General features: G+C 40.2%; 28 protein-coding genes and 2 pseudogenes. 26 read left to right on the forward strand and 4 right to left on the reverse strand.

Translation table 11 applies throughout. The annotated features are described in order from the left end of the window. Positions 1-56: 56 nt before the first annotated feature. From ACTH6U_RS13355 to ACTH6U_RS13440, 18 genes and pseudogenes are all read left to right on the forward strand, one after another. Entirely contained in the window at positions 57-884 is an 828-nt protein-coding gene (locus ACTH6U_RS13355) for a KilA-N domain-containing protein (RefSeq protein ID WP_441832407.1), read from the forward strand. Continuing rightward, on the forward strand, positions 881-1,420 hold the full coding sequence (locus ACTH6U_RS13360; RefSeq protein ID WP_441832408.1) for a DUF968 domain-containing protein: 540 nt from the start codon (positions 881-883) through the stop codon (positions 1,418-1,420). The genes ACTH6U_RS13355 and ACTH6U_RS13360 overlap by 4 nt, the downstream gene beginning before the upstream one ends. After that, the gene (locus ACTH6U_RS13365) at positions 1,420-2,124 is read left to right on the forward strand and encodes a bacteriophage antitermination protein Q (RefSeq protein ID WP_441832409.1); all 705 of its coding nucleotides are present in this window, start codon (positions 1,420-1,422) and stop codon (positions 2,122-2,124) included. The genes ACTH6U_RS13360 and ACTH6U_RS13365 overlap by 1 nt, the downstream gene beginning before the upstream one ends. Before the next feature lie 756 nt (positions 2,125-2,880). Beyond that, on the forward strand, positions 2,881-3,078 hold the full coding sequence (locus ACTH6U_RS13370; protein ID WP_441830272.1) for a phage holin family protein: 198 nt from the start codon (positions 2,881-2,883) through the stop codon (positions 3,076-3,078). Further along, positions 3,062-3,631: a lysozyme gene (locus ACTH6U_RS13375; protein WP_441832410.1), complete on the forward strand. Its 570-nt coding sequence runs from the start codon at positions 3,062-3,064 to the stop codon at positions 3,629-3,631. The genes ACTH6U_RS13370 and ACTH6U_RS13375 overlap by 17 nt, the downstream gene beginning before the upstream one ends. A 58-nt stretch (positions 3,632-3,689) precedes the next feature. Then, positions 3,690-4,169, forward strand: coding sequence for a hypothetical protein (locus tag ACTH6U_RS13380; RefSeq protein WP_441832411.1), 480 nt, complete (start codon positions 3,690-3,692; stop codon positions 4,167-4,169). Between the two features lie 169 nt (positions 4,170-4,338). Continuing rightward, positions 4,339-4,773, forward strand: a complete 435-nt coding sequence (locus tag ACTH6U_RS13385) for a hypothetical protein (protein WP_441832412.1) — start codon at positions 4,339-4,341, stop codon at positions 4,771-4,773. Next, positions 4,770-6,053, forward strand: a complete 1,284-nt coding sequence (locus ACTH6U_RS13390; RefSeq protein WP_441832413.1) for a DUF6575 domain-containing protein — start codon at positions 4,770-4,772, stop codon at positions 6,051-6,053. The genes ACTH6U_RS13385 and ACTH6U_RS13390 overlap by 4 nt, the downstream gene beginning before the upstream one ends. Before the next feature lie 294 nt (positions 6,054-6,347). After that, positions 6,348-6,998, forward strand: coding sequence for a hypothetical protein (locus tag ACTH6U_RS13395; protein ID WP_441832414.1), 651 nt, complete (start codon positions 6,348-6,350; stop codon positions 6,996-6,998). After that, positions 6,998-7,351, forward strand: coding sequence for an HNH endonuclease (locus ACTH6U_RS13400; RefSeq protein WP_441832415.1), 354 nt, complete (start codon positions 6,998-7,000; stop codon positions 7,349-7,351). Before ACTH6U_RS13395 ends, ACTH6U_RS13400 begins: the two co-directional genes overlap by 1 nt. Before the next feature lie 187 nt (positions 7,352-7,538). Then, positions 7,539-8,009, forward strand: a complete 471-nt coding sequence (locus ACTH6U_RS13405; RefSeq protein ID WP_441832416.1) for a phage terminase small subunit P27 family — start codon at positions 7,539-7,541, stop codon at positions 8,007-8,009. A gap of 3 nt (positions 8,010-8,012) precedes the next feature. Continuing rightward, positions 8,013-9,743, forward strand: a complete 1,731-nt coding sequence (locus tag ACTH6U_RS13410; protein ID WP_441832417.1) for a terminase large subunit — start codon at positions 8,013-8,015, stop codon at positions 9,741-9,743. After that, positions 9,743-11,062: a phage portal protein gene (locus ACTH6U_RS13415; RefSeq protein WP_441832418.1), complete on the forward strand. Its 1,320-nt coding sequence runs from the start codon at positions 9,743-9,745 to the stop codon at positions 11,060-11,062. The genes ACTH6U_RS13410 and ACTH6U_RS13415 overlap by 1 nt, the downstream gene beginning before the upstream one ends. Before the next feature lie 5 nt (positions 11,063-11,067). Then, complete coding sequence (locus ACTH6U_RS13420; protein WP_441832419.1) at positions 11,068-11,919, forward strand: head maturation protease, ClpP-related; 852 nt, start codon at positions 11,068-11,070, stop codon at positions 11,917-11,919. 14 nt (positions 11,920-11,933) lie between these two features. Next, positions 11,934-13,148: a phage major capsid protein gene (locus ACTH6U_RS13425; RefSeq protein ID WP_441832420.1), complete on the forward strand. Its 1,215-nt coding sequence runs from the start codon at positions 11,934-11,936 to the stop codon at positions 13,146-13,148. 46 nt (positions 13,149-13,194) lie between these two features. Beyond that, positions 13,195-13,452 (forward strand): hypothetical protein, encoded by a 258-nt coding sequence (locus ACTH6U_RS13430; protein ID WP_441832421.1) that lies wholly within the window; start codon positions 13,195-13,197, stop codon positions 13,450-13,452. Positions 13,453-13,509: 57 nt separating this feature from the next. Next, complete coding sequence (locus tag ACTH6U_RS13435; RefSeq protein WP_441832422.1) at positions 13,510-14,922, forward strand: HK97-gp10 family putative phage morphogenesis protein; 1,413 nt, start codon at positions 13,510-13,512, stop codon at positions 14,920-14,922. 309 nt (positions 14,923-15,231) lie between these two features. Continuing rightward, a pseudogene (locus tag ACTH6U_RS13440) lies at positions 15,232-15,411 on the forward strand (isocitrate/isopropylmalate family dehydrogenase); the annotation flags it as partial. Between the two features lie 119 nt (positions 15,412-15,530). Here ACTH6U_RS13440 and ACTH6U_RS13445 read toward each other — a convergent pair. Together ACTH6U_RS13445 and ACTH6U_RS13450 are read right to left on the reverse strand one after the other, a co-directional pair. Beyond that, the gene (locus ACTH6U_RS13445) at positions 15,531-16,658 is read right to left on the reverse strand and encodes a phage integrase Arm DNA-binding domain-containing protein (protein WP_441832423.1); all 1,128 of its coding nucleotides are present in this window, start codon (positions 16,656-16,658) and stop codon (positions 15,531-15,533) included. After that, positions 16,642-16,884, reverse strand: a complete 243-nt coding sequence (locus tag ACTH6U_RS13450) for an excisionase (RefSeq protein ID WP_441832424.1) — start codon at positions 16,882-16,884, stop codon at positions 16,642-16,644. Before ACTH6U_RS13450 ends, ACTH6U_RS13445 begins: the two co-directional genes overlap by 17 nt. 40 nt (positions 16,885-16,924) lie before the next feature. Between ACTH6U_RS13450 and ACTH6U_RS13455 the strand changes: the two genes are divergently transcribed. From ACTH6U_RS13455 to ACTH6U_RS13490, 8 genes and pseudogenes are all read left to right on the forward strand, one after another. Continuing rightward, entirely contained in the window at positions 16,925-17,395 is a 471-nt protein-coding gene (locus ACTH6U_RS13455; protein ID WP_441832425.1) for a hypothetical protein, read from the forward strand. Next, positions 17,313-17,537 (forward strand): Rz1-like lysis system protein LysC, encoded by a 225-nt coding sequence (gene lysC / locus ACTH6U_RS13460; RefSeq protein WP_441832428.1) that lies wholly within the window; start codon positions 17,313-17,315, stop codon positions 17,535-17,537. Before ACTH6U_RS13455 ends, lysC begins: the two co-directional genes overlap by 83 nt. Beyond that, on the forward strand, positions 17,534-17,731 hold the full coding sequence (locus tag ACTH6U_RS13465) for a hypothetical protein (RefSeq protein ID WP_336429853.1): 198 nt from the start codon (positions 17,534-17,536) through the stop codon (positions 17,729-17,731). The genes lysC and ACTH6U_RS13465 overlap by 4 nt, the downstream gene beginning before the upstream one ends. 383 nt (positions 17,732-18,114) lie before the next feature. Next, positions 18,115-18,996, forward strand: coding sequence for a hypothetical protein (locus ACTH6U_RS13470; RefSeq protein WP_294105622.1), 882 nt, complete (start codon positions 18,115-18,117; stop codon positions 18,994-18,996). Between the two features lie 777 nt (positions 18,997-19,773). Continuing rightward, a complete protein-coding gene (locus ACTH6U_RS13475) occupies positions 19,774-20,277 on the forward strand; it encodes a DUF1441 family protein (protein ID WP_441830279.1) in 504 nt (167 codons plus the stop codon). Then, on the forward strand, positions 20,274-20,444 hold the full coding sequence (locus ACTH6U_RS13480; RefSeq protein ID WP_336429856.1) for a hypothetical protein: 171 nt from the start codon (positions 20,274-20,276) through the stop codon (positions 20,442-20,444). Before ACTH6U_RS13475 ends, ACTH6U_RS13480 begins: the two co-directional genes overlap by 4 nt. Before the next feature lie 64 nt (positions 20,445-20,508). Further along, positions 20,509-20,880 carry a KilA-N domain-containing protein gene (locus ACTH6U_RS13485; protein ID WP_336429858.1) on the forward strand — a complete coding sequence of 124 codons (372 nt, stop codon included), beginning with the start codon at positions 20,509-20,511 and terminating at the stop codon, positions 20,878-20,880. A 551-nt stretch (positions 20,881-21,431) separates the two neighbouring features. Then, positions 21,432-21,551, forward strand: a pseudogene (locus tag ACTH6U_RS13490) (lysis protein); the annotation flags it as partial. An 80-nt stretch (positions 21,552-21,631) separates the two neighbouring features. On the opposite strand, the gene ACTH6U_RS13495 reads toward ACTH6U_RS13490, so the two are convergent. Both ACTH6U_RS13495 and ACTH6U_RS13500 read right to left on the reverse strand, forming a co-directional pair. Beyond that, positions 21,632-22,054 (reverse strand): hypothetical protein, encoded by a 423-nt coding sequence (locus ACTH6U_RS13495; RefSeq protein WP_294105628.1) that lies wholly within the window; start codon positions 22,052-22,054, stop codon positions 21,632-21,634. 409 nt (positions 22,055-22,463) lie between these two features. Beyond that, positions 22,464-22,595, reverse strand: a complete 132-nt coding sequence (locus tag ACTH6U_RS13500) for an entericidin A/B family lipoprotein (protein WP_048607741.1) — start codon at positions 22,593-22,595, stop codon at positions 22,464-22,466. Between the last annotated feature and the right edge of the window lie 375 nt (positions 22,596-22,970).

Genomic DNA, 22,970 nt, shown 5'->3' on the forward strand with positions numbered 1-22,970 from the left:
CAGTGATATGCGGAAGCTGGGTTGATGAATTAAAACAACTTGTGGAGTAATACATCATGAACCAATTGGTTATTGATGGCGTCAGCGTACGCCAATTTTCAGAATCTTTTTTTTGTTTGAACGATTTACAAAAAGCAGCAATGTCTGCTGATGGTGAGAATCGTTCTAGCCGAACACTGGAAGTGCATGAATTCATGCGCCGGCCAGAAATCCAAGAATTGATAGAATTGATTAAAAAAGAAACTACGGGAAATTCCCGTAGTATATCTGAACCCGTAATAGCAGTACCCGGACGTAACGGCGGAACGTTTGTCTGTAAAGAATTGGTTTATGCCTATGCGATGTGGATAAGCCCAGCATTCAATTTAAAGGTTATTCGTACTTTTGATTCAATTGTGATGCAGCAACAAACCACAGACACGGAAAGTGAAAGAATTAAGGCTGCTATAATAATCCTTGAGTCAGCGACAAAAACTTTAAATTTATCAAATAGCTCAAAATTGAGCGCCTATCAAAAGCTACAGCAATTTGCTGGTCTACCAAATATTATGCCGTCCTACGCTATTGACGCCCCTGTTGATGCAGCAGACGGATCTAGCAGGACAACTCACTCATTAACCGAATTAATCCGCAAAAATGCACTTAATATCTCCGCTCAAGCAGCCTATAAGCGTTTAGCTGAATTGGGGCTGGTGGAAAGAAAGTCACGCCCAAGCACCAAGGGAGTAGATAAAACCAAGCATTATTGGTCAATTACTTCTAAGGGGCTAATCTACGGGAAAAACATGACTAGCCCTAACAATCCTCGCGAAACACAACCGCATTTCTTTGAGAGCAAAAGTACCGATCTCGTTAAATTAATGGTAGTGGGGCAAGCCGCATGAATAATCAGTGGATATTAACCCCGATCCGTATTCCTGAAATAAACGCTGTTATGTTTAGACCAGGAGCAAGCCTTAACATGTTTAATGACAGAATGCTGATCACAACATTACCCGATGAATTAAAACATCAACCATCGGGTCTTATCTCTCTTTCTGACCAATACCTCAGTGACCAATATAATGATGTCCGGTTATCAAAGCCTGTATTAAATTTAACCATTGACCCCGAGCCACCAGCTAGTTTCATGCTAAAGCCAAAACTTAAGCGCTGGACTAATGATAAATACCTACAGTGGGTTAAGAAGCAACCATGTTGCGTATGTGGTGCTACATCAGACGATGCTCATCACATCATTGGTCACGGTCAAGGCGGCATTGGTACTAAATCTCATGACTTATTCACTATTCCACTGTGTCGGGTTCACCACAGAAACCTACATGATGACCAAAAGGGATGGGAAAGCGAGCATGGAAGCCAAATTGATTTATTATTTAAATTTCTAGACCGTTCAGCGGCGCTAGGTGTTTTCGGTTAATGCGCTATGCGGAACGCAGTGGAGGGTTTTATATGCTAATTTATGCGCATGACTTGGAATATTTAAGCGATATGGCATGGGAAGCGACATCAAACTATAGAGTAGCAACAAAAGGTCAGCTTGCATCATTTGAAGACTTTGGGTTAACAGATACCAGAACTACGCCAAGGGTTAAAAAGCGAGATTTAGAATTAAATGGTCGCCTTGTTTGTCGTGATACAGATCCAGTCTATGCATCGGAAACCCGCTATCGTCGAACTCCAAATCCAATGATAGATCATGATGATTTTTTATTGTGCTCGTGGCGCAGGGCTATTAATGCATTAAGTGAAGAGCAACACTCATGGATAAAGTATTGTTATGGGTATAGTTTAAAATTTGACCATCAGGTCAATATTAGCGTTCACATATGGTCTGAATTTGAAAAACAGCATAAAGATAAGAAGATAACTAAAAAGGTTAAGGAGAGATTAAGATCATTGGTTTGGTTATCAGTTCAGGTTTGTACTGGTAGAGATTACGCACAGACAGACTTAGCACGACTGGTGGGGGTAGAGCGTAATAACTGGAAAATGAATTATGAATTATATTGGGATGACCTTTTAGATATTTGTTATGAGCTAGATAAACAAGCTTTGTTATCCATGGGGCGAACACGAAGCAGTCAAATATCTAAAAATAAGTACTATAACTTGCAAAAATGAACAAAATAGGCCATATTTAAGGCTAATTTGATATGTTGCCAAAATTATATATAACCTCGCATTGCGGGGTTTTTTATGCCTGAAACAAACATAAGGCTCGCCGTTGCGATTAGTCAGAGTGACATGCGTTGTGTTAATAAACTTTTACACTTATAAATTGCAAGTTAGATATGTGTGACGTACTCTGTCGTCGCTATAGCCATCATGGATGATTAGTGGGTATCTATAGCGGAACCCGTCAGTAATGGCGGGTTTTTTGCTTTCTGGTTATTAATCGCGCTAATTCATAGTCGACGTGCTATAGTGCTTAGATCACCCATACCCCATTGCTATAAACAGCAAATCTTGCACCCGCGAGCTTTTATCTAAACAATAGATGCGGTATCCAAAGGAAAGCCTTATGGATCAGAACGCGCTATACCACCGAATTCTATCAATTGCAGAAGGTATGTTAACTATCGCTGTATTGACTTTGACGACCTTCGCATTAGTTTACTGGTTTAAATAATACCTACCCGCCATTAACTCAACTGGAAGAGTATTTAGTCTTAGCGAAACTAAGAGTCGGGGTTCGATGCCTCGATGGCGGTCCAGCTAGCTCAAGCAACAAAATATTCCAAAATTATTCTAAGGGCTGCGCGTTGCGTGGCCTTTTTCGTATATAGCCACCGCAAATCACTATCAACATGTTTAATTACTGCAATGACGTTGCTGGTGGCTACCTATTAACTAAATTCCTCCGCTAGGGGGTGAGATATGCGTATGTCAGACAACTCAAGCCTCTATGCAAAAGCGGTTGGAATAAGCACGGCGGCAGCTGGACTTTTCACTTTAGAAGAATGGGCAATCATTATCGGTATTATTTGTACGGTCGGAACATTCCTTGTTAATTGGCACTACAAACGAAAAGAATTCAAATTAAGAGAGAGGGCAAATAGTGGCAAAGATACCTAATAAAATAAAAATGGCCGCTGCTGCTGGTGGATTGATGGCCTTAACTGTTGCAATGGTCACTAATTTTGAAGGGTATGAACCTAAGCCCTATCGTGATGTGGTCGGTGTTTTGACGGTGTGTTATGGGCACACGGGCGCTGACATTATCCCCACAAAAACCTATACAAAAGCTGAGTGTGATGCGCTGTTAGAAAAAGACTTAGCAATCGTCGCTAAAGCGGTAAATCCCTTAATTAAAGTCAATATCCCTGATTACACCAGGGCGGCACTCTATTCATTTACTTATAACGTCGGAACAGGGGCTTTCTCACGTTCTACTCTACTTAAAAAACTCAATGCCGGTGACCACACTGGCGCATGCAATGAACTAAAACGCTGGATATACGCAGGGGGCAAGCCGTGGAAAGGGTTAATGACAAGACGAGAAGTAGAAAACGCGGTATGCCTTGGCGAATTCGCATCTACTTATCCTTATTCCTCATCGGAACCATTGTCTTTATGGCAACTGGCGTATACGCACTCAGAGATGATACCTGTAGCACTGACAAGGTAAGTCTAGAAAAACACTGTCAAAGTGCAGTCAATCACTATAAAGCTCGGCAGGTGAACTTATGAAAATAGATAACTCATTTTGGTTATTCTTAATGATTGTTGGTCTAGGCTGGTGGGCTGTAACTGAGTATGAAAGCAATTCATTACTGAAGGTAGATAACAGTAATAAAAGTAAAATCATTGCCAGCCAATCACTTCAATTCAATCGGTTTAATCAAATAGCCACATCAGCCTACCGCTATGGTATTCAGGCAGAAGTTAAGTCGCAGGAGAGAGTCATTGAATATAGAACAATTCTTAAAAAAGAGCCCACTTGTGATCTGCTTGTGCCTCAGCCTATTGCTGATCGGTTGCTCAAGTACACCTACGAATTACGGTCAATGTACGCCGATACCCAAAACACTAACCGAGCCAGTGCTAGTACCGCTACCACCAGCACCTTAACTTATTGCCAAGCGATGTTATGGATTGATTCCTTATTAGCAGCACTGGATAAAGCAAATGCCCAGATCGAAGCAGTACGTAAACTGGAAAGGTAAAGCACTTACTGGTATCGAAGCCATGGAAGAGAATATAGGATAAAAAGTAGAATCAATATCACATTGAATTAACCTTTTCATTTATATTTAAAATTTTTCTGATATATTTACATCAATAGTTTAAAATCAAATCAACCTACGTTGGTAGGTTTTTTCATGGATTGATGGCATGTCAGAACCTTCTGTTGAAAATAATGATGTTTTAAGTGAGTGGCCTGATTTTTACCCTTCATTTGTTCCTCCTAAAAATGCATCAGATGCAGAAGGGGAGCTTTTTAGGCTTGTTATTTGCGATCCCCCAGTACAGGCATGTTTTGTCTCAACTTATGAAGAAGATAAAAGAAGGCTTAATTCTTGCAATACGAGAGAAAAGGAAGAGTGTGTCTATGGCACATCATTTTTTAATAGTTATGAGGGCGCGAAAAATAATCAAGATAAATTCCCTCAAGCGCTAGGCAACAAAAAGATAGCTAAGGGAGAGCTCATAGCTAAAATGGGTAAAATGAAGCAAACATTTGTAAACCCTGCTCATTTCACCGTTTGGTTAAGAGTGGATTCAAAAATTCATGAACATTTTGAATGCGTATTAGGGAGAGATAAATGAAAAATATATTTATTTCCCATAAATTATTCGGCAACTTAGTTATTCGTAATGTTTATGAATTCTATGACGAACCACGCCTATTTTCTGTAACGAATGAAGTTTCATCAATTTATTTAGTATATTGGATTGGTGATACAAAGGATTCTTCTAATTGGTTTATTATTCCGATATCTCCAGACAGACTGGAAATGCTAGAAAGAAAAAGGATTGATATTTATTCGGTTTTGACTGAACAGGAGCAATCATTTTTTTATGCAGCAAACATATATTTTGACGAATGTTCAGTATCGATTGAAACAAAAGATACGCAAGATGTATATGACATTGCTCTTCCTAAAAAAGGTCTGGATATTAGTTCAGTTGTCCCTATGTTAGTTAATGGGCGCTTAGGGCATCCAGTGGAATATTCAACACATGAAATTCATGTGGAAAAAAGTGCTAAAAAAAGTATTTTAGATTTAAATCATGTATCTAGTATTTTTGATTCTTTTGATGTTTTTTATCAGCATATGATTAAAGCTCATGATTTTAAAGATAAAATACGACCAGTGGCAGCAAGGCCGGGTTCTTTTATATTATCATTTCAAGCTGAAAAATTAGCTGATTTTGAGTCTATTTTAAATAGGCTTTATAATCTTATTTTGAATAGGAAAGATATTAAAAAATTCATGATGGAAAATGGATTGGATTTTCAATCTTTCTTTTATTTATTAAATAGTGTTATTGAAACGGGTACTAATTTTGAGTTAAAAAACACTAATACCGATGAGGTGATATTTGATTTAACCAAGTCTGCCGCTGAATTTTATTTAAACGATATACGCAGGTCCGCAGCTACTTCTGTTAGTGGTGAGCAAGTTCCCCAAGCAGATATCCTTAAAACTGTATTTAAGATAATTGAGGTAAAATGGTCTGATAACAGTTTAGATACGACCAATACAGGGCTAAGTGAGAGACATATATATTATTACCTTCACGCAGCAAGAATATTAGGTTTTATTGATCAGTATAGAAATGTAACTGTTTCAGGGCAGCAATTAATAGAAGCTGATGATAATACGAAATTAAAAATAGCTGCAAAAAATTTCGAGCAAAGCCACTGCTGTTGGGCTTGGATACAGTGGGCCGAGGTAAGTAATTTATCTGAGCTGGATCCTTGTTCAGCGGAGCAATTTTTAAAGGAACAGTGTTTTACACTAAGTAGTAAAACATTAGCTAGAAGAGCTAGGACATTAAAGAATTGGAGCCTGGAATTAAAAAAACACTATATAACCTACTAGCAAATTTTAGTTATAAGCCGCGGAAAGCGGCTTTTTTTATGAGGTTTTCATACATCTACGCACCCGTATAATAAATGACTACATTAACGGGAGTTCATAACGCTTGAGGCAAGTTACGAGTAGTCATATTTAATTTTTTAAATGCTATTCATTGAGTAGCATTGATAGGATTTTATATATGTTTTGAATGCTGGTGGTCACTCGGTACCGCGCAGTTATATAAATTCGTCTAGAAGAATATTCTAAATAGCCATCAGCTAATCACTGGTGGCTTTTTCATTTGTGGAGACAGTCATGTCAGATAAAAAAGAAATAGGCACCCTATCTATAAAGATATCAGTCGATAGCACTGACTTAGATAAGCTGGAAGCGCAGCTAAAACGTATTGAAGGCCTAATGGTGAGCACTGGATTAAAACATCCAGCTAAGCAAGGCTTCACAATGGATTTTGGTATATTCAACCCTAAAGGGTGTTTAGAACCTGTATTTACAGTTTCTTCTGGCAGAGTGTTCATTAATGATGTGTTTATTGAGAATGGCACTATACAGAAAATGGTACTGCAGCCAGTAGAAGAACAAACTAAAAAGGGTGCAGAGCAAGCGCGGTCTGAAATAACCACAGGTATTAATGATAACCACGAGCAATCATCCGCTATGGCTAAGCTTGATGTTAGTGAAGGTGGCGGCGTTGTCTATGTTGATAAGTTAGAAGCTGTACCACTAAGCAAAGCGGCTAAAGCTACTATTGCAAGTGTTAGTGAATCAATATCTCATGAAGAGTCTGAGTTCGATAAGTATAAGCAACAGGTTGAGTCTGAGTTCAAGCAACTACAATCTTTAATTATAGCAATACAGCATACGCAAGCTAGTTCTGAAATGGCTATGGCTAGTGCTATCGAACGGGCTCACGCTGATATTCAATCGGCTAAGTCTGGGTGGTTGTAATGCCACCTCGCATACCGCGTGCTTGCCGTAAACATGGCTGTAGCAAGACAACAATAGATCGCAGTGGTTATTGTGATGAGCACATGAATACAGGCTGGGAATCCCACCAGCAAGGGAAGAGCCGACACCAACGTGGTTATGGATCTAAGTGGGATAAGATACGCGAGCGAGTGCTTAAGCGTGATAAGTATCTGTGCCAAGACCATTTAAACCAAGGACTAGCAGTAGAAGCCAAGACAGTCGACCACATCAAAGCTAAAGCACACGGTGGTACTGATGACGATAGTAATCTCCAGTCATTGTGCTGGCCATGTCATAGACGTAAGACAGCAACGGAGAAGGCTCATAACTAATTGAATTATAGATAATTAATTTAAAATATTACGTAAGTGATAATGATTATCAACAGCAGGGAGGGGCGGGTAAAATCTCTACCACTCTCGCCCTAAAGTACCGCCGCCTTACCTTTTGTTATATCGCCGCAGGTTAGAAAACTTTTTTTGGGTCTTCCCAAGTATGTATTAATAGGAGAAAGCTATTATGTCAGGACCACCAAGAACCCCTACACACCTGCGATTGGTGAGGGGGAACCCATCAAAACGCCCGATTAATAAAAATGAGCCAAAACCACCTTCAGGGGTACCCTTAACTCCGAAGCATTTCTCCAAACAAGAGAAGTATTGGTTTAAGCGGATGGCTGATGAACTTAATCAGATCGGAGTAATAACTACGCTAGATGGAATGGCGCTTGAATTAATGATCGGTGCATATGTCGAATGGCGTCATCATCGCGATGTTATTGCTGAAGTCGGTGAGTCTTATCAAACTACGACAAGTACAGGAGACATTATCATTCGGGCGCATCCACAGGTGGCAATGAGAGATAGGGCATTTAATAACATCTGTAAGATGATGTTAGAATTTGGAATAACCCCAGCCTCTCGCTCTAAAGTATCCATTGATAAACCCGCCGAAGAAGATCTTTTCGAGGCATTTTTGAAGCGCAAATGATGAATGGCAACCGTAACAGATGGAATTCAGTACGCCGAACAGGTCGTCGCTGGAGAAATTGTTGCGTGCGAATTGGTGCGCTTAGCGTGCCAACGGTTTTTAAATGATCTAGAGCATGGCCCTGAGCGTGGTATCTATTTCATTGAAGACCGCGCACAACACATACTCGACTTTTATAATTTTATTCCTCACGTCAAAGGGGCATTAGCCGGAAAGCCCATTGACTTGATGCCTTGGCATACTTTTATACTGATTAATATCTTTGGCTTTGTTATTCCACTGATTGATGAACTCACCGGCGAGCAGGTTCTTGGTGATGATGGTGATACGGTGCTTGTTCGTCGATTTAGAACGGCATTTAATGAAGTGGCCCGTAAAAATGCCAAATCAACCCTTTCAAGTGGCATCGGTTTATACATGACAGGCGCTGATGGTGAGGGTGGGGCTGAAGTTTATTCAGCGGCAACAACTCGCGATCAGGCTCGCATTGTATTTGAAGATGCAAAGAACATGATTAAAAAGGCAAAAGCCACTCTTGGACGCCTATTTGATTACAACAAACTCGCCATATACCAGGAGCGAACCGCCTCTAAATTCGAACCACTTTCCAGTGATGCGAATAACCTCGACGGCTTAAATATTCATTGCGGTATTGTCGATGAGTTGCACGCACATAAAACCCGTGATGTGTGGGATGTTTTAGAAACGGCAACCGGTGCACGTCTGCAGTCTTTGCTTTTTGCCATAACTACCTCGGGGTTTAATAAAGAGGGGATTTGTTACGAGCTGAGAGACTACGCTATCAAGGTGCTCACTGGCATCGTTGAGGATGATACCTTTTTTGCCATTATCTACACACTCGATGAAAAAGATGATGATTTTGATGAGTCCGTTTGGATAAAAGCCAATCCGGGGCTAGGTGTCTGTAAGCGTTTTGATGACATGCGCCGGTTAGCCAAAAAAGCTAAAGAACAAGTCGCGGCGAGACCGAATTTTCTTACTAAACATTTAAACAAATGGGTAAATGCGGAATCTGTCTGGATGGATATGGGCAAGTGGGATAAATGTCCCGTCAACGCTCCAGATGATGAGTTAAAAAATTATCCCGTTTGGGTTGGTGTGGACTTGGCCAGTAAAATTGACGTTGCTGCAGCAATCAAAATGTACGAGGACAATCAGGGTAAAACGCATATTAAGTGCAAATTTTGGTTGCCCGAAGATCGTATTGAAACGGCCCCTAAACATATTGCTGAACTTTACCGCAAATGGGCTGATATGGGTTATCTCGAACTTACTGACGGTGAGGTGATCGACCATGACATTATTAAGGATGACATTCTTAAATGGTGTGAAGGTGACGAAGTCCGTGAATTGGGCTTTGACCCTTGGAGCGCGGTTCAATTCTCTCGCCGTTTAGCTGAAGAAGGTGTGCCTTTGGTGGAAGTTGCACAGACGGTAAAAAACATGTCTGAAGCGATGAAAAGTGTTCAAGCCGATGTGTACGCCAGTAAATTTCATCATGATCACAACCCCATGATGACGTGGATGTTATCTAACGTCACCGTTAAACCTGATAAAAACGAAAATATCTTCCCGAATAAATCTACCGCCGAAAACAAAATTGATGGGCCGGTTGCGTTGTTTACCGCAAAAAGTCGTCAATTAGTGGGTGGTGGAAATGATACCCCTGATATTTCAGGATTTATAGACAACCCAATCATAGTAGGTATCTGATGAAACATAACAAGGAACCGGGGCGCATAAAAAGTGCGCTTCTTAACTGGTTGGGCGTACCAATATCGCTAACCAATGGCGGTTTTTGGCAGGAGTGGAGCGGAGCAAGTAGTAGTGGGAAAATTGTTACTGCAGATAAAGCTATGCAGCTTTCTGCTGTTTGGGCTTGTGTTAGGTTGCTTAGCGAGTCGATATCAACGCTTCCAATAAAAATTTACAAGAGTGAAAGTGATGGCTCTAGAAGTTTGGCAAAAGATCACCCTGTTCATCGCTTGCTTTGTAAGCAACCCAACATTGAAATGACACCGTCTCGGTTTATGTTAATGGTTGTGGCCAGTTTGTGCTTGAGAGGCAATAGCTTCATAGAAAAAAAATACATAGGACCTAAGTTAGTTGCTTTACATCCTTTATTACCCCAAAACATGGTTGTGAAGCGTAGTGATGAAAACGGAATGATCGAGTACCAATATACTGACCCGTTGACACAGAAGAAAAGAAATATTGATTTAAAATATATGATGCATATTCGCGGTTTTGGTATGGATGGCATTTGCGGAATGATCCCTGTTCAAATGGGGAGAGATGTGATTGGTTCTGCATTATCAGTTGAAGAATCTGCAGCTAAAATTTTTGAGAATGGTTTACAAAGCTCGGGATTTTTATCATCAGACTTATCCCTTAATGACGAGCAACGTGAACGAATTAGAAAGTACCTTTTAAGTTTTGTCGGTTCAAAAAACGCCGGGAAAATGATGGTTCTTGAAGGAGGGATGAAATACAACAATGTCACTATGAATCCCGAAGCCGCTCAAATGCTTGAAAGTCGAACCTTTAGCATTGAAGAAATTTGCCGCTGGTTTCGCGTTCCACCCTTCATGGTGGGTCATATGGATAAACAAAGCAGTTGGGGGGCTAGTGTAGAAGGGATGAACATGCAGTTTCTTACCAATACACTAAGGCCGTTACTTGTGAATATTGAGCAAGAAATTAGTCGTTGTTTATTAAGTGGTGATGATGATTATTATGCTGAATTCTCTGTTGAAGGATTACTCAGGGCTGATAGTGCAGGTCGTGCCAGTTATTATACGACTTCACTACAAAATGGCTGGATGAGTCGCAACGATGTTCGGCGGCTGGAAAATTTACCCCCTATTGATGGCGGTGATATTTATACTGTTCAGCTTAACTTAACCCCTATAGACCAGTTGGGTAAAGAGAATACTGGTACTGAATCTGAAAAGCTTAAAGCCCAGTTGGCTAACTGGCTATTCCCCGAAAGCAGCCCAGCACCACCCACCAAACCTCAACCCGAGGAGTAAATTGAATGAAAAAGAGTCATCTGCCGGTTGCACTGGAGGGAAACCCCTGCGCGTCAATCCGCTATGAATTAACCCCCAACGCCTTAGATAAGTGGGATGGGAGCATTAAAGCCGCCAGTACCGACAATACAATTTCTATCCTCGATGTGATTGGTGAAGATTATTGGGGTGAGGGTGTAACCACCAAACGCATTGCCGCCGCATTACGGGCGATTGGCAATAATGATGTGGTGGTGAATATCAATAGCCCCGGTGGGAATATGTTTGAGGGGCTGGCGATTTATAACCAACTTCGCGCCCACAGCGGCAAAGTCACTGTCAACGTGTTGGGTATCGCGGCCTCTGCAGCTTCTATTATCGCGATGGCAGGGGATGAAATTCAGATGGGCCGTGGCGCTTTTTTGATGATCCATAACTGCTGGGGCGTTTGCGTTGGGAATCGTCATGATCTCGCCAAGCTTTCTCAGGACATGGAGCCCTTCGATAAATCGATGTGCGATATCTACATGGCGCGCAGTGGACAAACAAGTGAAGTTGTCAGTCAGATGATGGACAACGAAACCTACATTGGTGCTAACGATGCGATTGAAAAAGGCTTTGCGGACAGTTTGTTGTCAGCGGATGTCATTAACGATGGTGACGAAAGCCCACAAGCCGCTATACGTAAGCTGGATGCGTTGCTCGCTAAATCGAACACTCCCCGCGCTGAGCGTCGAAAATTAATTAGCGCATTAACCGGAAGTACGCCGAGCGCTACTTCTCAATCCAAGGGTACGCCAAGCGCTACCTCTGAAATTAACCCTGAAACCCTTTCTGAACTGGAAAAAGCCGTTAGTGCCTTTTCCGTTACTCATTAATTGTTGGAGCTATTATGTCTGATACAAACGAACTATTGAAAAACCTATCCGCTAAAATTGAAAAAGCGAACAGTGACTTTAACGCTAAGGCTGAAGAAGCCTTAAAAGAAGCGCAAAAGGTGGGCAGCTTGAGCACCGAAACGAAAGCTGCTGTTGACCAAATGGCAACGGAATTGAATGCGCTGCGTGAGTCTGAAAAGACGCTGAAAGCGTCGCTGGGTGATTTAGAGCAGCACGTCGCACAAATGCCGCTGCAGAATGCGATTCACACCGCGAAGTCTATCGGTCAGCAAGTGATCTCTGCCGATGTACTGAAAGATATCAACTCTAGCATCCAATCAAGAAAATGCATTTCAGTTGCAGTACAAGCGGCACTGACCTCGGTTGATGTGGCACAAGGTGTTGTTGAGCCTCAGCGTTTGCCGGGCGTTGATGTCGCACCAACACAACGTTTGTTTATTCGTGATTTGATTGCGCCGGGTAAAACAACCTCATCGGCTATCTTCTGGGTACAACAAACCGGCTTTACTAATGCGGCAAAAGTGGTACCGGAAAACACCACCAAGCCTTACAGCAGCATTGAGTTTGCCACTAAAATCACGGCAGTGACGACCGTTGCGCATATGTTCAAAGCCTCTAAGCAAATTCTAGATGATTTTGCACAACTGCAGTCGTTAGTGGATGCTGAAATGCGCTATGGCTTGAAGTTTGTGGAAGAGCAAGAAATTTTGTTTGGGGACGGCACGGGTGCGCATTTGCACGGTATTATCCCGCAAGCGTCGAAGTACAAAGCGGAGTTTGCTGTCGATAAGCAAAACGGCATTGATGATTTGCGTTTAGCGATGCTGCAAGCGCAATTAGCTCGCTTCCCAGCAACCGGTCACGTTCTGCACTTCATTGATTGGGCGAAGATTGAACTGATTAAGGATTCACTGGGTCGCTACATTCTAGCAAATCCATCCGCATTAACAGGCCCAACATTGTGGGGCTTACCGATTGTGGTGACGGAAACAGCGGCATTCCAAGGTAAGTTCTTAACCGGTGCCTTTAATGCCGGGGCTCAACTGTTTGACCGTGAAGAAACCAATGTAGTGATCTCCACTGAGAACACCGACGACTTTGAAAAGAACATGATTTCAATTCGTTGCGAAGAGCGCCTTGCGTTAGCCGTTAAACGTCCAGAGGCGTTTGTGTACGGTGATTTCACCGCGCCAACATCTGGCGAGTAACCTACCTGAGCGGTCACAATGGCCGCTTTTTCTTTTGGGGTTCAATATGAAATTAACAATATTACGTGCAATTTATTTCGGTAATAACGTCGCTGTTGAAGGCGAGATCATTGAAACGGGTGATCTGCATGGGCGTGAATTAATTCAAAAAGGCTATGCAATTGAAGTAGAAAACGGTCACGCTGAAGAGCAGCAAGAGCAGCAAGAGCAGCAAGAGCAGCAAGAGCAGCAAGAGCAGCAAATATCCAGTTCAAACTGTTCAGCGTGGCAATTTTATGCAGTATCGAGAGGAGCAAACAGATAAACGGGTTATTTGGCGCGTGATGCGTGATTTCATTATCACTTACCCGGAGGATGCTGAATGAGAATAAGTGCAAAGGTTTCGGGTTTAAGCGATTTAGGTGAGGCGTTAAGCCGGTTAGAGGAGGAAATAAAGGTAAAAATATTACGCAATGCAGGTAAAAAAGCGATGGAGCCTGTACTTGATGATATGAAGCGAAATGCAGGTTTTGATGAAACATCACAAGCTGCCCATATGCGAGATAGCATAAAAATAAGCACTACGAATAGTAAGAAATTAAACGGTTCCGTATTAATTACCGTTGGCCCATCCAATAAGCACTTTATCAAAGCATTTGCGCAAGAAATGGGAACAATCAAACAAGTTTCCCGCCCTTTTAAGCAGCTAGATGGAAAGTTTGATAAGACGGGTGGAACAGTCGGTGGTTCTCTAAATGTTACGGGTTTGATTACAGCTAGAGATGGTACTATTCAAGCAAAAGCAGCTCAAGCAGAAGGTTACATTCAAATAGCAACATCCGTCGATGGCGCAGAAGCCATGCTTAACTCAAAAAGGACATCAACACCATGGCGTAAGCATTCACTTCCTGATTCAAGCGGGACGATAATGCAAGTGGGTGACTATGGCTTCGGTAAATCGTCATCAAGCTACATAACAACAGATAAAATTGCCGATTATAGAATTAACTCTATTGCCTATGCAGAAGGGAATAAAGGCGATTCATTTTTAGGTGTTAATAATCACTTATTAAATGTGTTTGGCTTTACGAGCAGCACACATGGATATCAGCTTAATTTTGCAGCCGGCTCTGAAAGAGTCGGCTTTAGGTCAATAGCTAACAACGTTGTTAATTCTTGGAAAGAATTTTACACCACAGCAAACACAACTAAAGACTCAAACGGCAACCTAAAAGCCGCATCTCCGATTATTAAAGTTTTTGCAGACCATATCGAACTCAATGAGGAATCGGAGGGGGTTGAATTAGAAAAACTCAGCACGGGTCGCTATAAGCTCAAAGGCACACTTGGTATGAATTCCGATGCATCATGGGGTGGTTATCACGGTGGACTGGTGATACCGAATGGGATTAATAATCTGCCATTAGTGTGGGCTGATTTTAAAGTCGAAGCGGACGGTGACATTATTATTGAAACACATTACAGAAAGCACGCTGACTTACCGCCTCCTGTCGTTCTAAACCGTTTAATTACCTACCCTGAATTTATGGACGTAAACGGTAACGAACTCGAAAGTTACACCCCTTGCGATATTCCCAATGGTCACTGGATTGATGTTCGTGTCAATATGCCAAGTGATTCACTCTACAATCAAAAGCAAGCTGAAGCACAGAGACTCGCAGAGATAGAAGCGGAACGATTAGCGAAAGAAGAGGCTGAGCGTATTGCTGAGGAAGCAGAAAGGGCAGAGCAGGAAGCGGCAGAGCGCGATCTCCCTGAAAATAACCAGCCTTAATCTATGGGGCATGTATGGGGCATAAGTTATGCTAGCTAGTGCATATTTGTGCTAGCTTTTATTTTTCATTAGTTCGTTACTGATTGATTTTAAAGGAATGTGCGCGAGTGTGCTAGCTATTGATTATGTGACTCAACACAGAGTAGACGTATTGAGCCTAAATGCCGTTATTTGTATGGATGGTCACAAAATAGCGGTTATCAAAACTAAGCTAATATTTTGTGTAATCAAGGGCTTATAAAACACGCTTCTCACTGTGTTCAAGTGAAAAAATTATCAATAATATCAATTTTATCAATAAGATATAATTTAAGCACCTATATACTGCTACGTCACATGGGCTGGGTTGAAGCAGCTGACTTAATCGTTAAAGGTATGGAAGGCGCAATCGCGGCTAAAACTGTAACTTACGATTTCGAGCGTCAATTAGAAGGCGCTAAACTACTGAAATGTAGCGAATTTGGCGACGCAATGATTAAACACATGTAATTTATTACGTGGTGTGATTAATAACGGGAGCCTAAAAACTCCCGTTTTATTTTGCCTTGAAAAATTCTTCTGCAAAACTCCTGCAAAACTCTTCTGCAAAACGGGCTACAAAATGAACACTACTTTATAGCTAAAACCTGCCAGTTTTTCCCTCGGTCGTCATGATATTTATCTGTCATTGCTTGGCTCTTATGGCCTAATAAAGTTTTAGTATCGATGCCTTGCTCTCTATATAACCTTTCTGATAAAGAACGTTGTTCGTGAAAACTTGGTGGTGTTCCATCTTCCCACTTCAAATCAGTTTGATCTCTGATTCTTTGAAATAGGGTTGTTATTGCATTCCCTGTAACTTGACCACCTCTTTTTGCTTGCGAGGTAGTATGGTGGTAATGAAGAATATAAGGGCTAACTATTAGGTCTCGGCATCGAGCAATTATATCTCTTAATGAGTACTCCAACTTTTCGCAGTGCAGCGAAAGAGGAATGGCAATTTTAGAACCAGTTTTCTCTTGAATAATATGTAGATGGTCATCCCAGATATCATCAAACCGCATTTTGGCAATATCCCCTAAACGTTGGCCAGTAATGACGGCTAGTAGCATCGCATTTTGTAAATAGCGTTGGGTTTTTTCAGCTTCATTAAAGATCACAAGCCATTCATCAAAATCTAGTCGCTGACGTTTAATTCGGTTCATTGGTAATTTTGTTGCTTGCGCAGGGTTATATCCCGGAGGAACTTCTCCTGCATGCTGAGCCTCTTTAAATACATCAACTAAAACCATTCTAACTACTTGAGCCATTCGAGTTTGACCGCGCTCTTTATATTCTTCTAATAATGAGGCGATATCTCTAACGTCAATTTCTGATAGAACTTGATTGCCGCAGGCTTGCCGGAATGCTTCTACTGGTGCTATTTTTTGCTTATATGTATTAAGCTTTATTTCACCATATTCGATCCGCTCTTTTTGTATCTTTAAGAACTGATCTAGCCATGAATGAACGGTGATTCCTTTTTTTAATTTACGACTAATTTCATCTTTAGCTTTTATTAATTGATTCATTTTGGCTTCAGCAAGGCGAGAATTTGCTTCTATTGCAATTTCTTTTGCCGCGCTTTCATCTGTACCTAATCCATGAAATTTACCAGTTATAGGGTGCTTATAACGCCAGTACACCTTTTTTGTTCTGGCGTCGATATAACAAGATAAACCGGGTATGTTGATATTGTATTTACGCGGACGAGCCATCCTCTAATATCCTCAATAATCGCGGATCGTCATTGTGCTTGATTGTTGGTTTGGTGTTCATACCAATAAATCGTGCATTTGTGTCGACTCGCCAACAGCGACCAGCCTTGAATGGCTGGGGTGATATCATGCCGTTTTTTGCGTAACGTATTAGCGTTTGATAGGTTGGCACTGGAGCCTCAAATTCTTCTTCAGCCCAAGTTTTCAATGTTTTTGTACGTGTCACAGTAAATACCTCCACACATCTGCCGCATAACCTCGGCGATATGACAGTTATCACTGACAAGTTAAACGCCAGTGAAGTGATAGCTCCAGATGTGTTAGTCGGTGGTACGCCATGCCAAGCATTCAGCGTTGTTGTGAGCGCAACAGAAAAGCTTTTAGTTGTGGTCGCTATTGCTCTTGGTTTTATGTATTGGCTTGCAATGGGAAAAGCTAGCAATCTAAGTAAAGAGAATGAACTTTTATCTAGTCAGCTGTCAGCAAGCAAGCTACTAAGCAAAGTAACCCAATCCGCTATCACTATTCATTATCAAGTCTCACTCGACAACATCAAAGCAAAGCAATTAGAGGACTCAGAACATGTCAAAGTTAAGACTGTTATCAAAACAGTGCTCAAAGACAATGAGTGCGCTAATACTGCTGTTCCCGATGATGTTGTTAGTGAGTTGCGGAAATACGCCGCCGAAATTAATACCCGTTCAGTCGCCACCGATACCGGCACAACTAACCGCTGATTGTCCTCAGCCTGATATACCAGAGCAGATGGACTGGAAAGATATGCCGCAACTACTGGCTGACGCTATGAATTCAATAGCAAAGTGCAACTTAGACAAGAAAGCCATTCGAGAGATTGAAATAAAAAGGCTAGCGCAATGAAAACATATAGCTTTGCACCTTATGGCCCCGGCTACAATTCAAGTACTGTTGTGGTATTGGGGCGTATTACTCATTTCGAAGGCATTAGTTTTAATGGTATTCGCGGCACTGAGATTCATTTAGATACAGGTATCACCATTCGTACCGGTATGAATTTATGTGATGTACAAAAAATAGTAGAAGGTAACCAATGACAGAAGAGATTTAGTTACTACACAGCTTTGATATTAAATAAACTTAAGTAATTTAACCTATATAGCAAGATAAATATAATTTATTTTTATCTATTAACGATGTGTGGCTTGTAACTAAATTTGTAATAAAACACTGAGTTAGTGAATTTATCTTGCGTGTTAATAATTAAAACACGCCTAACATTACAATTTAAAGTTCTATTATTTTTATTTTATTTGATATTTATTGGATTTTAATTCTAATTATAATTAGTCTGTTGGCATTTTAATTCGAATTAGTAATGATTCTAAACAAACATAATTACTCTTATTGCAATCATCTATATTAGGTATATGCTGTATGTATATACAGTATGTCACATTAACTAATAGAGGTGGTATTTATGTCAGATCAAAAAGATAGTGAAGCTTTGGTAATCAGTGGTGAGACTAAGAAAGGTATTTTTACGCTTGATAACCAAACTATCAAATGCATTGGTGATAATGCAGAAATTATCCATACGGGTAATAACGTAAAAATACTTGATAATGAAGGCATGGTTGAAGATGCTGATGGAAACAGCATCAGAAATGGTAAGGACTCACTTTTTATTGCAACAGGTGAGAATTGCGTTGTTGAGGCGTCATCTGGTTCTGTATCATTTGTTTCTGGAAAAGGGGCTAAATTAGGATTAGGATTTGACCTTATAGACTCTGATGAACCAGAATATGTTGATGGCGTTCCTGCTGTGGAAAATGCAATCTTAATTGGGACTGGTGATAAAACCCTTTTGCAAGTGACTGGAAGTAACTCTCTTGGTATTACTACAGGAGAGGGGGCTGTTATGGGCGATTTATTTTTCGGTAGCACTGGTATTGCTACAGGTAATAACTCCGCTATTGTCTCTGAATGGCCTTTTAAGAAAGCTGTAATTTTAGGGGATAATTCTTATATTGGCGGTGAGGGCTCAGATGAATTTACTGCTTTTTTTGGCGGACAACAATCAACAGTTTCTACCGGGCATAAATCTTCATTGTTATCTGAGTTTCCAGTTAGCGAATTAAAAGTGGGCAAAGATTCCGTTGTTGTTGTTGGGTGGCATGATGGTACACGCAAGCGTTTTTCTGTTTATTATGAAGGTGAAGACTTTGAAACGTTTCCAGAGGGAATTAAAGAGCAACCACCGTCCCGTCCACATGGGAATCCTTATCCAATTAATATATTTAAAACAACTGAAAGTGGTCAACTTGAATTATTAAAAGTTGTAATGGGCACTTGGGGATAAGTTAGATATCCATTTTCATCAAGTCATAGCCATCAGCTAATTACTGGTGGCTTTTTTGTTCGAGATAGGAGCAGAAAACTGGAGTCATTTTATTGAGAGCATTTATACTGTATTTAATTAATATTTTTAGAGTAGTGATATGAGTAATTCTGTGATTTTTATACTAGTCCTATTTATTTGCGTGGTTATGATTCGACACCAAGTAAAATCAATAGTCACATATAAACACTTTTTGTTGTTCTTTATTGGTATATCAATAGCAATGGTTGTCTATATTGTAAATGCCATATATACGTGGCTGAAATTTGATCTTACTCTGGATTATTGGCTGGTTCTTACTTTATCTGCAGTGCTTATAATTTCCGTATTTTCTCTTATTAGAATATTTAGGATTTGATTTTATTTAATTCTGGTGGTCACTTGGTACCACGTAGTTATATAAATTCATCTAGAAGAATATTCTAAATAGTCATCAGTTAAAAGCTGGTGGTTTTTTTGTACTCAAAGAAACCTTAAATTCATCAGATTGATTAATTTTATGGATAAGTCAAAAGGTACTCCCGAGGGGGTACCCTCTCCACGGGGCGGCGACCACGCGGGAAACGGCTCATTTTCAAATTTTCATGCTGTCAGCAGCAGGTAATCCAACTCTCTGATTTAACTTGATAATATCGATATTGAGGTGACAATTTCAACATGGAGTTGTCACCTCAATGTGTTATATCTATCTGATAATCAATAAAAATATCAGTTTTCACCTGACAGAGTGAGGTGTCAATGTCCAACGTCAGCAATCTGGGGGACGCCTACAACTGGAGCGTGGCTAAGATTGCTGAAGCTTTCGGCTTAAATCGTGGCACAGTTAAAAAGCGGTTGCTTGATGCTAATACCCCCATAGCAAATACCGTTCGGGGTAATCCTGTTTATGCTTTACGTGATGTGGGACCAATACTTTTTGGCGCTGAACCAGAGGCAAGCGGCGATGCTATCCAAAATCCGGCTGTTATGTTTCCGAAAGACAGAAAGGATTGGTACCAATCTGAAAATGAAAGGATCAAGCTTGAAACAACACTCAAGCAATTAGTCCCCGTCTCCGAGGTTCATCGAGAAATGGCCGTTATTATAAAGGCCATATCACAAGTTCTGGATACGTGGCCAGATAAACTCGAACGTGATAAAGGTTGGAAAGCCGATCAAATAACAGAAGCCCAAAAGGTTGTGGATGAGCTAAGAGATATATTGGCATTTGAAGTACTCGATGCGGAGGATGAAGAAGAGTGACCATAAATTACGCCTCGGCAGCAACAGTAAGAAAGGATGTATCCGCATTATTGAAAGCGCCTCGCCGAATGCCAATTGCACAAGCGGTTAAAAAATACATGCGCGTTCCGATGGGCGAAGGTTCTTCCATTCCATGGGAAGATACATTATCCAACAATAATTATTGAGGATACCCACGTAAAGGGGAGTGAAAACGGAACCTATAATCTGAATGACCTGCATAAAGCTGCCGTGGCAGGGAAGTTGGCTAAAAAATGGCAAAAACCAAGCCAGTCCCTAAAAGCTGATGGGGTTAGGGAATTTGTAGAGGAAGTCACCAAGGTACTAAAAGACACCTTGAAGCAAAATCAAATACTTATTACAAATCATGGTGGTAATGATAGGGGGACTTGGGCGCATGAACTGATAGCTTTGCGTTATGCGGCATGGCTCTCCGCGGCTTTTGAGGTTAAGGTCTATCAGACATTTTGTTCAATTGTTTTTGGTCACCTAGATATGTTCGCGAAGGCTAACTTACTAGAGTTTGAATATCAAAGTAAGAAGCGCCGAGTGAGTACAGCAGAAAGAATAATGAATAGATGGGGGGTGGTAGGGAAAAAGTGACTATGGAATCAAAATTAACTCAACTTAAACATGAAATTCAAATAAAAATTCCCGAGTTACAAGACGTAGTATCGTAATAGGTCGCTCAGCGGCCTTTTTATTCTTGTATACTAAACCTAAATTGATACACTAATCAGCAACAAATTATTAGCGTCTGGTGTTCTATGGATGGATATAGCGGAACAGCCTTAATTACATTCGTAATTGTCATAGCCTTTATAGTGATACTTCTAGTTTTGCCGGTAATAATATTATCCACGTATGACAGAGGTAAGCATATAAAGGCAGAATCAATTCAAAACAAACAGGTGATGATGGAGCAAAGCTCAAAGCCTGAATTAACGTCAAAGCAAATTGATTCAGAAGAACGGTTAATGTTCATAATATTCACAGTTATAACAGTAATGATACTTATACCAGTATTGTACGTCCTATTTTTTTACGAATGACCCGCTACGGCGGGTTTTTTATTACAAAAAATAACCAATCACAAAGCCAGTTGTAAAAACGCCGAAGGCACTATCGCCACCGGCTTGGATGATGGAACAACCGCCAGACCTACTGACTCCGCTGTCGGAAATTATTGGTTACTCAGAACGCGGATTGCAGAGTCCAAACAAATGATTAAAGGATTACAGAGTTATATAAATACTGAATGTCTACAAGATTAACTGGTAATAAAAATAATATAGAAAATCGAAGCAGAAAGAAGTAAATAATTATTGCTTCGATTTTAACTGTTATTAATAGTTTATTTTAATTCTTCAATAGATGATTTAATTATTGGGCCTGGAGCAACATAATTACAAGTTAGTGCATAATATGTATTTGCTTTGAAGGATTGGGTATGATTATGGCTTGAATAATACCCACCTCCAGGAGGGGTTAGTGTTATACAGTCTGTTCTTATTTTATAGGAACCTGGGGGGATAATTAGGACGTCTCTTTGCATTTCTAGCTTTACTGGTGGCCGACTACCATCAGTGGGTTCAAAATCCCAAGCGCGAGAAAATAAAGAAATATCAATAACATTATTAAACATAGTAGTTTCTGGGATGGAGGACTTTTCGTAAATCCCCTTGAATTTATCTTTATTTTTTTGATAAGTCGATGCGTTAATATCTTTGACAAAAGACCAGTTTCCTCCTCCTGTAATAAGCACCGCATTATTCACAGTATCGTCCTTTGTATCGTCATAAATATTAGTGCTTGAAATACAGCCGCATAAAGAAAGTAAGGAGCATATGAGTAGTGTTTTTCTTAAATAACACATTTAAGTTATCCCAGTTTAGCTTGTACATTGATTTACGATAATTTACATTAAATTTATGTAGCTATCAATTTACTGTAGATAACTTTTTCAATTGTAGAAAAATAAAAATGTCCAAAGTATCGGGCAAAATAAAATGAAGTAATAGTTGAATACACTGTCAGTATAAGTGTTTTAAAGAGTTATCACATGAATTAAGTGTAAATCAATATAGAAAAGAAAATAAAAATTTGAGCTTCGTTAAATGAATAAGTAAACACTAGAAGATTAAAAATAAATATATCCTCTAGTGTTTTAGGTAAGAAGATAGGCTTTACTGCGCCGCTCTTTGTATTGCCTCTCCTCCCGCCTCTATGTCTTCACCAACACCTTTAGTGGTGTTACAGGCAGTTAATGTGAAAGCAACTGCTAATGAGCAGATGAGGAAACTAATTTTTTTCAACATATTTTCTTCCTTTTAGTGTGAAGTTATAAGTTACAAAAGGTCACTTTTAATTATAGCAGAACAATCTGATTACTATTTTTTACCTATAGATAGTTATAGTGCTAGTATTAAACCATTATATCGTTGTGGAATAGATGTCATTATAGGTACCTGACAAACGAAATAAGCTGCTATATTTTAACTGTTAATTTTATTTTGGTGGTTAATCAACATTGGCAATAAAGGGTACACTCTATGATATTAAAAGAGCTATTTATCCGTATGCTTCATGTTTTCCAATATTTATTAGTTGGCATTCTTTTGTTGTTATCATCCATGGTATTGCCTAATTGGTTAGGAAAGGCCACAGTTTTTTTGTAAGATAGTATCTCATTG

Origin of the sequence: Providencia sp. (assembly GCF_052096715.1) — a bacterium.
Lineage (GTDB): Bacteria > Pseudomonadota > Gammaproteobacteria > Enterobacterales > Enterobacteriaceae > Providencia.